This is a genomic window from Streptomyces sp. WMMB 714 (genome assembly GCF_900090125.1).
Classification (GTDB): Bacteria; Actinomycetota; Actinomycetes; order Streptomycetales; family Streptomycetaceae; genus Streptomyces; species Streptomyces daqingensis.
In genome coordinates, this window is the sequence record NZ_FMHJ01000016.1 from 167,886 (window position 1) to 180,750 (window position 12,865).

Below are 12,865 nucleotides of genomic sequence, written 5' to 3' on the forward strand. Positions count from 1 at the left end.
GCCCCACTCCATGAAGACCCTCGGACACTGGATCGGCGGCAAGAGCGTCGAGTCCGTCTCCGGCAACGTCGGCCCCGTCTACAACCCGGCGACCGGCACCCAGCCCACGCACGTGGCCCTCGCCTCCGCCGAGGAGGTCGACTCCGCCGTGGACGCCGCCCGGCGGGCGTACGGGGAATGGTCGCAGAGCTCGCTGGCGAAGCGCACCGCGTTCCTCTTCAGGTACCGCGAACTGCTCGACGCGCACCGCGACGAGATCGCAGCGCTGATCACGTCCGAGCACGGCAAGGTGCACTCCGACGCGCTGGGCGAGGTCGCGCGCGGCATGGAGATCCTCGAACTGGCCTGCGGCATCCCGGAGAAGCTCAAGGGCGAGCTGTCCACGCAGGTCTCCACGCGCGTGGACGTCGCGTCCATCCGCCAGCCGGTCGGTGTGGTCGCGGGCATCACGCCGTTCAACTTCCCCGCCATGGTGCCGATGTGGATGTTCCCGCTCGCCATCGCCTGCGGTAACACCTTCGTGCTCAAGCCCAGCGAGAAGGACCCGTCCGCGCCGTACCGGCTGGCCGAACTCGCCGCGGAGGCAGGGCTTCCCGACGGCGTCCTCAACGTCGTCAACGGCGACAAGGTCGCTGTGGACCGCCTGCTGTCTCACCCCGACGTCGCGGCCGTCAGCTTCGTCGGCTCGACGCCGATCGCGAAGTACATCCAGTCGGAGGCGGTGGCGCACGGCAAGCGGGTGCAGGCGCTCGGCGGCGCCAAGAACCACATGCTCGTACTCCCCGACGCCGACCTGGACTTCGCCGCCGACAACGCCATCAACGCCGCGTACGGCTCCGCGGGGGAGCGCTGCATGGCCGTGTCCGTCGTGGTCGCCGTCGGCGACACGGGCGACGAACTCGTGGCGAAGATCGCCGACCGTGCGAAGAAGCTGCGCATCGGCCCCGGCGACGACCCGTCCTCCGAGATGGGCCCGCTGATCACCCGCGAGCACCGCGACAAGGTCGCCTCCTACGTGGACGGGGCCCGCGGACAGGGCGCCGAGGTCGTCGTCGACGGCACCGGCTACACCGTCGAAGGCCGCCCCGAGTGCGCGGACGGCTTCTTCCTCGGCGTATCGCTCCTCGACAAGGTCTCCCCGGACATGGACGCCTACCGGGACGAGATCTTCGGCCCGGTGCTGTGCGTCGTCCGCGCGGACACCTACGAGGAGGGCCTCCGCCTCATCAACAGCAGCCGCTGGGGCAACGGGACCGCGATCTTCACCCGCGACGGCGGCGCCGCCCGCCGCTTCCAGCTGGAGGTCGAGGCCGGGATGGTGGGCGTCAACGTGCCCATTCCGGTGCCCGTCGGCCACCACTCGTTCGGCGGCTGGAAGGACTCCCTCTTCGGGGACCTGCACATCTACGGCAACGACGGCATCGCCTTCTACACGCGCGGGAAGGTGATCACGACCCGCTGGCCGGACCCGGCGGAGAGCGGCGGCATCAACCTGGGCTTCCCGACCTCGTCGTAGACCGGACGCCGCTGGGCGAGGCCCCGTCCGGAATCGTCCGGACGGGGCCTCGTTGTGCTCAACTCGGAGCGCACGAAGAGCTGTTGGGACTGTTATCTTCCCCGCTGTGACCCAGCCCGATCACCTGAGCGGCATACGGGCGTTCTACGACGCCGTGGCCGTCGACTACGCCGCGCGCTTCCACGACGAACTCGACGCGAAGCCGCTGGACCGCTCCATGCTCGCCGCCTTCGCGGAACTCGTGCGGAACGCGGGCGGCGGCCCCGTCGCCGACCTCGGCTGCGGTCCCGGCCGGGTCACCGCCCACCTGCACGGACTCGGGCTGAGCACGCACGGGGTCGACCTGTCGCCGGAGATGGTCGCGCTGGCCCGGCGGACGCACCCCGGCCTCCGGTTCGAGGAGGGCACCATGACGGACCTGGACCGGGCGGACGGCACGCTCGGCGGGATAGTGACCTGGCACTCGATCATCCACACCCCGGACGAGCTGCTGCCGGAGCTCTTCGCCGAGTTCCACCGGCTGCTCGTGACCGGCGGCCACGCGCTGTTCGCCTTCCAGATCGGCGACGAGCCCATCTACCTGGACCGTCCCCTCGGCCACAAGGTCTCCCTCGACTTCCACCGGCGGCAGCCCGAATTCGTCGCCGGGCTGCTGGCCGAAGCAGGACTGCCCGTACAGGCCAGGCTGTCGCGCGAGCCCGACGACCGCGGCATGGAGACGACGCCCCAGGCGTTCCTGCTGTCCCGCAAGGAGTAGGCCGGTACCGCCGCCGGCCCCGGACCGGGTCCGGGTGCGCGCCACAGCGGCACGGCCCCGGAGGGGACTGGGCGCGGGTGAACTCCCGTCTGCGTCTGCCGAGTTCACGTCCGGGGGACGGGCTCCGCCTGGAGAAGGCGGGGGGAGACGGCGAATCCGCGGCGCGCGTACGCCGGGACCGCCCTGTCGCTGGAGTGGACCGTCACCCGTTCGAGCCCCGACTCGCGGGCCGCCGCCACTACGGCGTCGATCAGGCGGCTCCCCAGCCCGCTGCCGCGCTCGCCGGGCACGACGTACACGCACTGGACGTCGCCGGACGCCCGCACGAGGGCGCCGGGGTGGGGCACCCGGTCCGTGACCGCCAGCCACGCCATGCCGACGACGGTCTCCGCGCGTACCGCGACCAGGCAGCGGTGAGAGGGTGCATTCGCCTCGGCCCAGGCGGCGAAGTGGGCCACGAACTCGCCACGGCTCGCCGCGGGTTCGCCGCCGGCCTCCGCCATCCACCGCCAACGGAGCAGGGCGACGGCCTCCAGCTCCCCGGGGCGCACGGGACGGATCGCGGCGTCGTTCCTGGATTCCACAGCCTGTTCACGCTCTCCCACGCTCGTCCCGGGACTCCGGACGTCCCGTGGTCAGTTCCGCCGTACCGCGGGTCCCGGACACGGGGAAACCCGGAATCCGCTCAACTGCTGTTTCCTGCAAGGGGCTTACGAGAGCTTACGAAGGCATACGAGAGCTTGCGAAGGCTTACGGACGCCGCGGCGCCAGGACGCGGAACGCGTCGCTCTCCGAACGGCGTGGGCGTCCGGGTTGGTAGCCTGCGCTCCGGCGCTGTGACGCGACCGCGAACTGCCGCTGCGACAAGGGAGGTTGATGAATATGGCTCGCTGTGAGCTCCGTCAGCATGCCCTTGTCCGGGCCGCCCTGCGCTGAGCGCGCGCGGCCCGGTCGCCCCAGCGACCAGGAGAATCGCGTGTCCGATTCCTGCACGACCGACGGAAGAGACCTGCTCACGGACCGCCTGCGGCTGCGCGGCTGGCCGCCCGCCGACACCGCTGCCGTGAACCGGGACGAGCGTCTGCCCCACTGGGCGGAGGACTTTCCCGCCGACGGCGACCGCGTCATCGCGGGCTTCATCGAGGCGCACCCCGCCTCCTGCGGTGAGTGCGGCCAGCGTCAGATCATCGAGCGGGCCACGGGACTGGTGGTCGGCTCCATCGGGCTGTTCTGGCCACCGAGCGATGGCACCGTCGAGTTCGGCTACGGCGTCGTTCCCTCCCGGAGGGGCCGCGGCTACGCCCCCGAGGCCGTCCGTGCCCTGGTGGCGTTCGCGCTGTCCTCGGCGTACGTGGACGAGGTACAGGCCGAAGTCGAGGCTGCGAACCGGGCGTCGGTCCGCGTACTGGAGAAGGCGGGACTCCACCCGGCCGGAACCCGCGGGGAGACCGTGCGGTTCCGTACCGGACCGCTGCGCGGAACCGACGGGCGGTACGAGCAGTCCGGCCGGTGAGCGCGGCCGTGGCGCGGTAAGCGGCGGCGGGGCGGCCCGAACAGCCGTCCTGCCGCCGCGCGTTGTGACCGGGGCGCGCCCGTGCGGAGAGGGGGAACCGGGCCCGTACGTCAGTCCCGCACAGGCCAGTTGAGCTCGGTACGCAGATCGTCCGGGTCCATGTCCGGGGAGGGCTCCGTCAAATAGCACTCCCACATGTCCTCCCCCGGCGTCAGCCCCTGCTCGCCGATCCAGGCGCCGAGGCGGCCCCAGGAGTTGCCCAGCGCGTCGAACGAGCCGCAGTGGACCACGCGGGCGACGCGCGCGGCAGGGAGCGTGCCGGGGGCCACCTGGCCCTCGGGCGTGACGGGACGGTCCGTCGCGAAGCCGACCTCCAGGTCGGCCGTCCCGCCCGGGACGCCGTGGTAGAGCGCGAACGCGGGTCCCTGGACGGCGAGTTGCTGCTTCGAGACGACGGCCGCCAACTCGCGGAAGGAGCCGTCGAAGAAGTCGCGCAACCCGGCCATGGGCACCACGCCCCGGACGACAGCCGTGACCGCCGGCCCCACGGTGACGAGTTCGGGCGTCGGGGCTCCGGATGCGGGCCCGCTTCCGGGTGTGCTGCCGGTCATCGGTCTCTCCTCGGTCGGAAGTGCGGTGCGGACGGGCGCGGGCGTGCGCCGTCGGTCTGCTCCCGAGTCCGACCGGCCGGCCGGGGCGAACTCATCGGCCCGGGCGGAGACGCGCGACGTGGCGGCACGGCCGATGGGCGTCCCGGCTCGGGACGGGGCACCGCCACCCCTCTGACCTCGGTCGTCCCCGTATCCTCTTGCGTATGAAGGCCGTGCCCTGGATCCGAGCGATCGGCGAGACCGCCCGGGCCGGCCTGTCGGTCGAGCGCACCTCCATCCACCCGCTCATCGCGCTCCGGGGAGCGGTCGGCGTCGGCATCGTCGTCGGGCTGACGCTCTGGGCGGGGTCGCCGGAGCTCGCCGTCTCCTCCGCCTTCGGCGCCTTCTCCTCCGGCGTGGCCACCTTCCAGCGCAGCTGGCGGCCCCGCCCTGTGCTGGCCCTGTCCGCGGCGGCGGGGCTGGCGCTCTCCACGTTCGTGGGCTTCCTGGCGTCGGGGCACCCGCTCGTGTTCGTACTGCTGCTCGGGGCGTGGGCGTTCACGGCAGGGATGGCCTGGGGTGTGGGGCCGACGGCGGGCGTCGTGGCCGCCTCCACGGTCGCGGTCATGCTCGTCACCGTCACCCTCCCCACCACGCTGCTCGGCGCACTCGCGCACGCGGCGCTCATCGCGGCCGGCGGGTGCGTGCAGGCCGCGCTGATCGTGCTGTTCCCCGTACGGCGATGGGGCGAGCGGCGCGACGCGCTGGCCGACGCGCTGGCCGGCGTCGCCGACTACGCGCGGCGCCTCCGGCACGACCCCAGCGCCCCCTTCGACCCCGAACCGCTGATGAAGGCACGCAGCGCCGCCGCCGTCACTCCTCGCCAAGCACGGCGCCGTCCCCGCCAGTTGGGCGGATACCGCGGTCTCGCCGAGCGGTTCCGGCCGGTGCTGGCCTCGCTCGCCGACCCGTACGTGGGAGCGCCCATGGTGGGGCGGGAGCGCGAACGGGTACGGGAGCTGCTCGCGGCGGCGGCGACCGTGCTGGACGCGACAGCACGCGCGATCCGGCGCGGCGAGCGCGTGCGCATCCCGGCGGACGCCCTCGAAGTGCTGCAGGTCCCCGAGACGGGGCCGGTGCTCAACGGGCCCGCACGCAAGGCGGGCATGCGGCTGATCGCCCTGACCGAGGAGGCCGTCGACGCCGCGCAGGAGCCCGTCGAGATCACCCGGGAGATCCCGCTGATCCCGCGTGCGACATGGCACATGCCCGCCCGCTCCGGCAGCGCCGACGACGCCGACGTCTACGTGGACCCCGAAGCGCAGGGGCAGCCGGTGAAGGTCCCCCGCCCACGGCACCTGAGCCAGCCGTCCCTGACCGCGCTGGTACCCCTCGCGCTGCGCACGTTCCGCCGCGAACTGCGCTGGTCGTCGCCGGTGTGCCGGCACGCCGTCCGCGTCGGGGCGGTCGTCGCCGTCGGCTATCTGATCGGCAAGTCCCTGCCTCCCGTGCACGGTTACTGGGTGCCGCTGACTGCTGTGATGGTGCTGCGCCCGGACTTCTCCCGCACCTACGAGCGCGGGGTCGCACGCCTCGTGGGGACGCTGTTCGGAGTGGCCGTCGCCGGTACGGTGACGGTCCTCCTCCACCCGTCGCCCGCTGCGAGCGCGGGCCTGGCCGTGGTGAGCGTCGGCCTCATGTACCTGCTGATGCGCACCGGTTACGCCATCACCTCGGCGTGCATCGGCTCGTACGTCGTCTTCCTGCTCGGCGTCGCCGGATCGACGTGGTCGCAGACCGTGCTGGAACGCATCTGGCTGACGGCGATCGGCGGCGCGCTGGCCATGCTGAGTTACGCCGTCTTCCCGGCGTGGCAGACGCCGCTCCTGCGGGACCGGCTCGCGGACTGGCTCTCGGCGACGGTGAGTTACACCGTCGCCGTGCTGGAGTGCTTCGCCGACCCGTCGAAGGCCGCCTCGGGGCCCGCGGGCACTCCCGCGCCCGAGCACCCGGACCGCAAGGTGCGCGACGCCCTGCTGGACGCCCGTGCCGCGCGTCTCGAATGGGACGAGACGGCCGGCCGAGCGGGCGCGGAGCCCGTACGGCACCGCGGCAGGCTCTCGCGTCGTTCCGCGTCCGACGCGCAGGCGGCGCTGCTCACCGGAGGGCGTGTGACGATGCTGCTGGAGGCGCACCTGCCGGAGCGGAGCGCCGAACCGAGCGCGGGGGCCGCCCAGTTCGCCGCCGCGCTGCGGGAGACACTGCCGGCGGCGGACAGGGCCGTCCGGGAGAACGAGCCGCTGGACTGGGGTCCCGTCCACGCGGCCCTGTCGCAGTGGTGGGAGCTGGAGGCGGACCAGCCGGCTCCCTCGGTCGCCCTGCGCAGCGCCGATCTGATGGCCGACGCGCTGGAAGACCTCGCTGAGGCCGTGGCCCCGGCGTGACGCGCGGCGGCGGTCCGGGGCGCGCCCGCCGAGTCGTCGGTCGCCTTCCCGAGGAGGGCCCGGCCCCTCTGCTGAGCGGGCACGTGGCCGTGGACGCGGCGCCGCGTCACATCTCCGGCCGCAGGCGGGCGTAGCGCACCAGGGGGTTCCGGCCCGGGCGGACGTGGACCTCCACGGTGACGGTCTCCGCCAACGGCCGCCAGCGGACGTCCAGTTCGGCGTCCCGCACCTCCTCGCCGAGCTGCCCGGCCACGGCCTGCCCCAGCCGTGCCGCGGCGACGGAGTCCAGCCGGGGCGTGGTGACCGCCCGCCGCCCGTCCGGCAGCGCGACGACGGCGGACCAGGGGCGCCGCTCGGGACCGACCACGCCGAGGAGCTGCGCGTCGACCGTGTCGCTGACGCGCATCTTGCGCCACGCCGCCCGCCGGTCGCCCGGCCGGTAGGCGGAGTCCCAGCGTTTGGAGACGATGCCTTCGACGCCCCGGGGTCTCAGCTCGCGCGTCCACGCGCGGGCCTGCTCGGCGTCCTCGGTGGAGAGCACCGTCTGGATCTCGGGTCCCGCCTGCTCGACGACGTCACGCAGCCGCGCCCACCGGGTCCGCAGAGGGGAGGGGCGCAGATCGGTGTAGGGCGCGGCGAGCAGGTCGAAGGCGACGAGAACGGCGCCGGGCGCGCCGCGACGGGGGCGTCCGGCCAGGCCCCGGGACTGGAGCGCCTCGAAGTCGAACCGCCCCTGCTCCTCGCTCCACACGACGGCCTCGCCGTCGATGACGGTGCCCGCCTCCAACCCGGCGGCGGCAGCCGCCAGTTCGGGGAACTGCGGGGTGACGTCGCGCTTGCTGCGGGACTGCACGCGGACGCCTTCCCCGGTGACGGCGAGGGCGACGCGCCATCCGTCGAGCTTGACGGAGTGGTGCCAGCCGGGGCCGTCGGGGATCGACTCGACCGCCCTCGGCCGCACCAGTTCCACCGGCAACCGCACTACGAGCGCACCACTCACAGCGGCCAGCTTCGGGACATCCTCCGCCTGGCTCCCGCGGCCACGCCGCGGCCCGGTCCGTACGCTACCGTGGTGGGCGAGCGCGGACGGCGGCCGCGCCGGCGATGAATCGCGGCCGCGTCGGCGGTCGGCACCTCCATGAGCACCAATGACGAGACACGCATCAGAGCGCTGATCGAACGCTGGGCAGAGGCGGTGCACGAGGGCGACATGGACGGCGTGCTGGCCGACCACGCCGACGACATCGTGATGTTCGACGTCCCGCCGCCCGAGGAGGGCGTGGTGGGCATCGACCACTACCGGGAGACGTGGCCGCCGTTCTTCATGTGGCAGGCGCAGGGGGCCACGTTCGAGCTCGTCTCGCTGGACGTCACAGCGGGCGAGGACGTCGCCTTCGCACACGCCCTGCTGCGCTGCGGCACGGAGAGGGAGCTGCACGAGAACCCGGACGGACGGCTGCGTCTGACGTTCGGTCTGCGCAAGGAGCACGGGCGGTGGCTCGTGTCGCACGAGCACCACTCCTTCCCGGACAGGAGCGCGGTATGAGGAAGATCGTCGTCGCGATGTCCGTGTCGCTGGACGGGTTCATGGCGGGCCCCGACGGCGAACTCGACTGGCACCTGGTCGACGAGGAGCTGCACCGCCACTTCAACGACGAACTCCGGGGCATGAGCGCCTTCCTCGACGGGCGCGTGTCGTACGAGCTGATGGCGGAGTTCTGGCCCACCGCCGACGCCGGTCCCGGCGTCGCCGGACCGGTGAAGGAGTTCGCCGGCATCTGGCGGGAGATGCCGAAGTTCGTCTTCTCCCGGACGCTGGACCCCGGCGGACTCCGCTGGAACACCTCGCTCCGCCGGTCCGTCGACCCCGGCGAGATCCAGGAGCTCAAGGCCCGTCCCGGCGGTGACATGGCCCTGGGCGGGGCCTCCCTCGCGGCGGCCTTCAGGGAGCAGGACCTGATCGACGAGTACCGCCTCTACGTCCATCCGGTCCTCCTCGGCCGGGGCAGGCCCCTCTTCCACGCGACGGACGCCAGTGCCGGCCTGCGCCTCGCCGGGACCCGCACCTTCGGCAACGGCGTCGTCCTGCTGCGGCACGAGCGCGACCGGGACGCTGCCGCCGCCTGACGGCACCGGCCGCCGCGGGTCCTCTCCGCCGTTCCCCTCGGGGCGGACGGCGGGGCGGACGGCGTCAGGTCTCCTGGGCCGTGCCCGTCCCGCCGAGGAGCGCGGAGGGCCATCGCCCCTGGTTGACGGCGGAGTGGACCTGGCGGGTCAGCTCCTTGGCGACGGCTTCGGCGGCTGCCGGCATCCGTCCGGTCCGCGGTGTGCCGAGCACGATCGAACGCCAGACGTCCGGTTCCGACAGGGGGGCGGCGCTGAGGGTGCCGTCGGCGACATCGGCGGCGATGCCGACGGCGGGCAGGATCGTCCAGCCGTGGCCCCCGCGCACGAGCTGCTTCTGCGCGCGCATCGAGTTGGTCTGGACGCTCTCCGCCACCCGCACGCCGGCCCGCGCCGCGGCCCCGTCGATCAGCGTCCGCAGCGCGTGGCCTGCCGCGGGCATGACCAGCGGCCGCGTCGCGGCCTCGGCGAAGGGCACGGGCTCGTCGCCGCGCAGGGCGTCGGAGGGCGGGGCCGCGACCCAGAGCCTCTCCCGTACGAGGGGCGCCGCGTTGAGCGAGGGGCTGCTCTCCAGGCCGTACAGCAGGCTGAGGTCGAGGTCGCCGTCGTCGAGCCACTGCTGGAGGTGGCCGGAGTAGGCGGTGAGCAGGCGCAGCTGGACGCCGGGATGGTCGCGGGCCACGGCGGAGACGAGGGGTTCCGCCAGCAGGTCGCTCGCGCTGTCGAGCAGGCCGGCGGTCACGATGCCGGTGACCGCGCCCGGCGTCGGCTGGATCTCCGCCCGCGCCCGGTCGAGTTCGCCCAGCGCCCGGCGGGCACGCTCGACGAGGGTCGTCCCGGCGGCCGTGGGCCTCATGCCGTGCCGGGTGCGCTCGAACAGCGCGACCCCCAACTCCTGTTCCAGCGTGCGGATCTGGCGCGTGACGGCGGGCTGGACGAGATGCAGGAGCTCCGCGGCCCGGGTGACGCTGCCCACCTCGGCCACGGTGACGAGCGCCTTGAGCTGTCTGAGGTCCACAGGACCACTCCGTGCCATTTCCGCCGGACATGGCTCCATCAGGAGACGTTATTTCACCGGCCCTGCCATGAGTGCCCATGATGGTATCGCCGCGAGCGTCCTCGCCGGCGGTCCCCCCGCAGAGAGGCCCAGCATGACCGAGCTCCCCCTTTCCGTCGTCACCGTCGTCACCGTCGAGCAGGCCGTGGCCGCGCCTTTCGCCACCCGCCAGCTCGCCGATCTCGGCGCCCGGGTCATCAAGGTGGAGCGGCCCGCGGGCGGGGATTTCGCCCGCCGGTACGACACGAAAGTGCACGGTCAGTCCAGCTATTTCGTCTGGCTCAACAGGTCCAAGGAATCCCTGACCCTGGACCTGAAATCGCCGTCCGGACGGGAGATCCTCGAGGAACTGCTCGCCGAGGCGGACGTGTTCGTGCAGAACCTCGCCCCGGGCGCGGCAGCACGGCTCGGGCTGGACGCGGACTCCCTGTCGGAGCGCTTCCCGTCCATGATCCCGTGCACGATCACGGGCTACGGGTCCAGCGGCCCCTGGGCCGGGCGGAAGGCCTACGACCTGCTCGTGCAGTGCCAGACCGGCCTCGTCTCGCTGACCGGCACCCCGGAGGAGGCCGCGCGGGCGGGGATCTCGGTGGCGGACATCGCCGCCGGGATGTACGCGTACTCCGGGGTCCTCACCGCTCTGTACACGCGGGCCACCACGGGGGTGGCCCGGGCCGTGGAGGTCTCCCTGTTCGAGGCGCTCGCCGAGTGGATGAGCCAGCCCGCGTACTACACGCTCTACGGCGGAACCCAGCCGCCCCGCGTCGGCACCCAGCACGCCACCATCGCGCCGTACGGCGCCTACACCGCGGCGGACGGCAAGCAGGTGCTGTTCTCCATCCAGAACGAGCGGGAGTGGGCCGCCCTGTGCGAGCGGTTCCTCGAACTGCCGGAGCTGGTGGACGACCCGCGCTTCGCCACCGGGTCGGACCGTGTGGCCCACCGCGAGGAGCTGAACGCGATCGTCGCCGAACGGTTCCGGCGGTCAACCGGCGGCGAAGTGACGGAACTGCTCGACGAGGCGGGCATCGCCAACGCGGACGTGAACGACGTACATGCCTTCCTCGGCCATCCGGTGCTCGCCGAGCGCGGGCGCTGGCGCGGGGTGAGCGTCCCCGGGGGAGAGATGGAAGCCCTCCGCCCGCCGGCGGACCTGGCGGGAGTGGAGGCGCGGATGGACCCCGTCCCCGCGGCCGGCGAGCACACCGAGCGGATCCTCACCGCGCTGGGGCGGGACGGCGACGAGATCGAACGTCTGAAGGCCGCCGGCGTCGTCTGACCGCGCCGCAGCGGAACCGGCGGACCGGACCGTCAGCGGGGCGGGCGGGTGTCAGGCGAAGGCGACCTCCGCCGTGGCGTGGCGCGGCTCGCGGTGAGTGGCGATGCGCAGGGCGGCGCTCCCGCCGGCGGGCGTACCGCAGGCCAGCAGATGCTCGCCCGCGAACGCGGGACGCCGCAACCGGTAGGACAGGGACGACACACGCCGTCCGGGAGCCTCGCGGCGCACCAGTTCCAGCATCGCCAGCACCAGCAGCGGGCCGTGGACGACGAGGCCCGGGTAGCCCTCCTCGCCCCGCGCGTAGGGCGCGTCGTAGTGGATGCGGTGCGCGTTCGCGGTGAGGGCGCTGAAGCGGAACAGCAGGGCCGGGTCCGTGCGCAGGGAGCCGGACCAGGGCTCACCGGCTTCGGGTACGGCCGACGTGTCGAGCTCCGCGGGGTGCCGTCCGCCGCTCCTCCCCGAGCGGTAGACGATGTCCTGCTCTTCCACGAGACAGGTGCGGCCGCGCTGGCTGTAGGCGCTGCGCACGGTGACGAAGAGGAGCTCGCCGGACGCCCCCTGCTTGGTCTCCACGGCGTCCAGGCTGCTGACACGCTCGGCCGGTTCGCCCAGGCGCAGGGGCTCGTCGATGCGGCAGCGGCCGCCGGCGAACATCCGCTGCCGCTCGGGGACCGGCGGCAGGAAGCGGCCGTTCGCGGGATGCCCGTCGTCCCCGAGCTCCTTCTGGGGCGGCCACCGCAGGAAGTACAGCCAGTGCCACAGGGGCGGCAGCGGATCGCCGTCCGCCGCCGCGGGGCCCGGCAGGTCCAGGACGGCGGACAGCGAGGCGGCCGGTGCGGGCGGCATGCCGTCGGTCTCCGTGACGGCCTCGGGCCTCCACGACTCCACGTACGGGCGCAGCCCGCTCTGAGAGGCGTCCATGTCTCACTCCGTCGTCGAACTGCTGGCGTCGTCGAACTGCTGGCGTCGTCGTACTGCTGGCGTCGTCGAACTGCGGGCGCGGACTCGTCCCGCGCTGCCACGTCTACGGGACGCCCCCACACCCGGGCGTTCCGTGCGGGCGTGAGGGCCGGACGGGGTTACGCGTTCACCGGGCTTCATCGTCCCGGCTGATCGGGGCCGGTGGAAAAGAGAAAGAGCTGATGCCCGTATCCGCCGACGGCATGGCGCCGTTGCGGCCGGAACCCTCACGAGGAGCGGCCGCATCCGCCTGGTACGGGGCCGTTCGTCAGACAGGGCCTAGGTGTTCTGTCCATGGAGGTTGGTGACGGTGATCACCGGTAGGTGATCTTGAAATGGGTGAGGGCCTTCTGGCCTGGTGTGTAGCGACGAAACCGCACACCTGGCGACCAGGAAGGCCCTCATGCCGCACCGTAACGCACCGTTGACCGAGACCGGACGGCTGCGTCTGGCCCGCTGTGTGGTCGAGGAGGGCTGGCCTCTGCGGCGGGCGGCCGAACGGTTCCAGGTCTCACCGACTACAGCACGGCGGTGGGCAGGCCGCTACCGGGAGTTGGGCGAGGCCGGGATGGCCGACCACTCCTGCCGCCCCCGACGCAGCCCGCGCCGGACTCCGACACGCACC

The 12,865-nt window shown here is 73.1% G+C and carries 12 protein-coding genes and 1 pseudogene; 8 read left to right on the forward strand and 5 right to left on the reverse strand.

From position 1 onward, the window contains the following. Positions 1–10 precede the first annotated feature (10 nt). Together H181DRAFT_RS25450 and H181DRAFT_RS25455 are read left to right on the forward strand one after the other, a co-directional pair. Positions 11–1,516: pseudogene (locus tag H181DRAFT_RS25450) on the forward strand (CoA-acylating methylmalonate-semialdehyde dehydrogenase); the annotation flags it as partial. A gap of 106 nt (positions 1,517–1,622) precedes the next feature. After that, positions 1,623–2,273: a class I SAM-dependent DNA methyltransferase gene (locus tag H181DRAFT_RS25455; RefSeq protein WP_045866760.1), complete on the forward strand. Its 651-nt coding sequence runs from the start codon at positions 1,623–1,625 to the stop codon at positions 2,271–2,273. Between the two features lie 104 nt (positions 2,274–2,377). Here the strand turns inward: H181DRAFT_RS25455 and H181DRAFT_RS25460 are convergent, their stop codons facing one another. After that, the gene (locus tag H181DRAFT_RS25460; protein WP_045866761.1) at positions 2,378–2,857 is read right to left on the reverse strand and encodes a GNAT family N-acetyltransferase; all 480 of its coding nucleotides are present in this window, start codon (positions 2,855–2,857) and stop codon (positions 2,378–2,380) included. 392 nt (positions 2,858–3,249) lie between these two features. Here H181DRAFT_RS25460 and H181DRAFT_RS25465 point away from each other — a divergent pair, with 392 nt between their 5' ends. Then, entirely contained in the window at positions 3,250–3,786 is a 537-nt protein-coding gene (locus H181DRAFT_RS25465) for a GNAT family N-acetyltransferase (RefSeq protein ID WP_045866762.1), read from the forward strand. Between the two features lie 110 nt (positions 3,787–3,896). Here the strand turns inward: H181DRAFT_RS25465 and H181DRAFT_RS25470 are convergent, their stop codons facing one another. Next, positions 3,897–4,397 (reverse strand): GyrI-like domain-containing protein, encoded by a 501-nt coding sequence (locus H181DRAFT_RS25470; RefSeq protein ID WP_045866763.1) that lies wholly within the window; start codon positions 4,395–4,397, stop codon positions 3,897–3,899. A 203-nt stretch (positions 4,398–4,600) separates the two neighbouring features. Between H181DRAFT_RS25470 and H181DRAFT_RS25475 the strand changes: the two genes are divergently transcribed. After that, positions 4,601–6,820 carry an FUSC family protein gene (locus tag H181DRAFT_RS25475; protein WP_074468043.1) on the forward strand — a complete coding sequence of 740 codons (2,220 nt, stop codon included), beginning with the start codon at positions 4,601–4,603 and terminating at the stop codon, positions 6,818–6,820. Positions 6,821–6,926: 106 nt separating this feature from the next. On the opposite strand, the gene H181DRAFT_RS25480 is transcribed toward H181DRAFT_RS25475, so the two are convergent. Continuing rightward, positions 6,927–7,820, reverse strand: coding sequence for an ATP-dependent DNA ligase (locus H181DRAFT_RS25480; protein ID WP_045866764.1), 894 nt, complete (start codon positions 7,818–7,820; stop codon positions 6,927–6,929). A 138-nt stretch (positions 7,821–7,958) separates the two neighbouring features. Between H181DRAFT_RS25480 and H181DRAFT_RS25485 the strand changes: the two genes are divergently transcribed. After that, complete coding sequence (locus H181DRAFT_RS25485; protein WP_045866765.1) at positions 7,959–8,366, forward strand: nuclear transport factor 2 family protein; 408 nt, start codon at positions 7,959–7,961, stop codon at positions 8,364–8,366. After that, the gene (locus H181DRAFT_RS25490; protein ID WP_045866766.1) at positions 8,363–8,947 is read left to right on the forward strand and encodes a dihydrofolate reductase family protein; all 585 of its coding nucleotides are present in this window, start codon (positions 8,363–8,365) and stop codon (positions 8,945–8,947) included. The genes H181DRAFT_RS25485 and H181DRAFT_RS25490 overlap by 4 nt, the downstream gene beginning before the upstream one ends. 64 nt (positions 8,948–9,011) lie before the next feature. Here the strand turns inward: H181DRAFT_RS25490 and H181DRAFT_RS25495 are convergent, their stop codons facing one another. Next, a complete protein-coding gene (locus H181DRAFT_RS25495) occupies positions 9,012–9,962 on the reverse strand; it encodes a LysR family transcriptional regulator (RefSeq protein ID WP_045866767.1) in 951 nt (316 codons plus the stop codon). Positions 9,963–10,095: 133 nt separating this feature from the next. Here H181DRAFT_RS25495 and H181DRAFT_RS25500 point away from each other — a divergent pair, with 133 nt between their 5' ends. Next, the gene (locus tag H181DRAFT_RS25500; protein ID WP_045866768.1) at positions 10,096–11,280 is read left to right on the forward strand and encodes a CaiB/BaiF CoA transferase family protein; all 1,185 of its coding nucleotides are present in this window, start codon (positions 10,096–10,098) and stop codon (positions 11,278–11,280) included. A gap of 51 nt (positions 11,281–11,331) precedes the next feature. On the opposite strand, the gene H181DRAFT_RS25505 is transcribed toward H181DRAFT_RS25500, so the two are convergent. After that, on the reverse strand, positions 11,332–12,201 hold the full coding sequence (locus H181DRAFT_RS25505; protein WP_045866769.1) for an HTD2 family dehydratase: 870 nt from the start codon (positions 12,199–12,201) through the stop codon (positions 11,332–11,334). 442 nt (positions 12,202–12,643) lie between these two features. On the opposite strand from H181DRAFT_RS25505, the gene H181DRAFT_RS25510 reads away from it, so the two are divergent. Next, a partial coding sequence (locus tag H181DRAFT_RS25510) for a leucine zipper domain-containing protein (protein ID WP_139131758.1) occupies positions 12,644–12,865 on the forward strand: 222 nt, incomplete at its 3' end.

Bases quoted from the DNA above. Each gene is read 5' to 3' on its own strand.
- H181DRAFT_RS25505 (WP_045866769.1), bottom strand. From the start codon at position 12,201: ATGGACGCCTCTCAGAGCGGGCTGCGCCCGTACGTGGAGTCGTGGAGG.
- H181DRAFT_RS25485 (WP_045866765.1), top strand. From the start codon at position 7,959: ATGAGCACCAATGACGAGACACGCATCAGAGCGCTGATCGAACGCTGG.
- H181DRAFT_RS25490 (WP_045866766.1), top strand. From the start codon at position 8,363: ATGAGGAAGATCGTCGTCGCGATGTCCGTGTCGCTGGACGGGTTCATG.
- H181DRAFT_RS25470 (WP_045866763.1), bottom strand. From the start codon at position 4,397: ATGACCGGCAGCACACCCGGAAGCGGGCCCGCATCCGGAGCCCCGACG.
- H181DRAFT_RS25500 (WP_045866768.1), top strand. From the start codon at position 10,096: ATGACCGAGCTCCCCCTTTCCGTCGTCACCGTCGTCACCGTCGAGCAG.
- H181DRAFT_RS25475 (WP_074468043.1), top strand. From the start codon at position 4,601: ATGAAGGCCGTGCCCTGGATCCGAGCGATCGGCGAGACCGCCCGGGCC.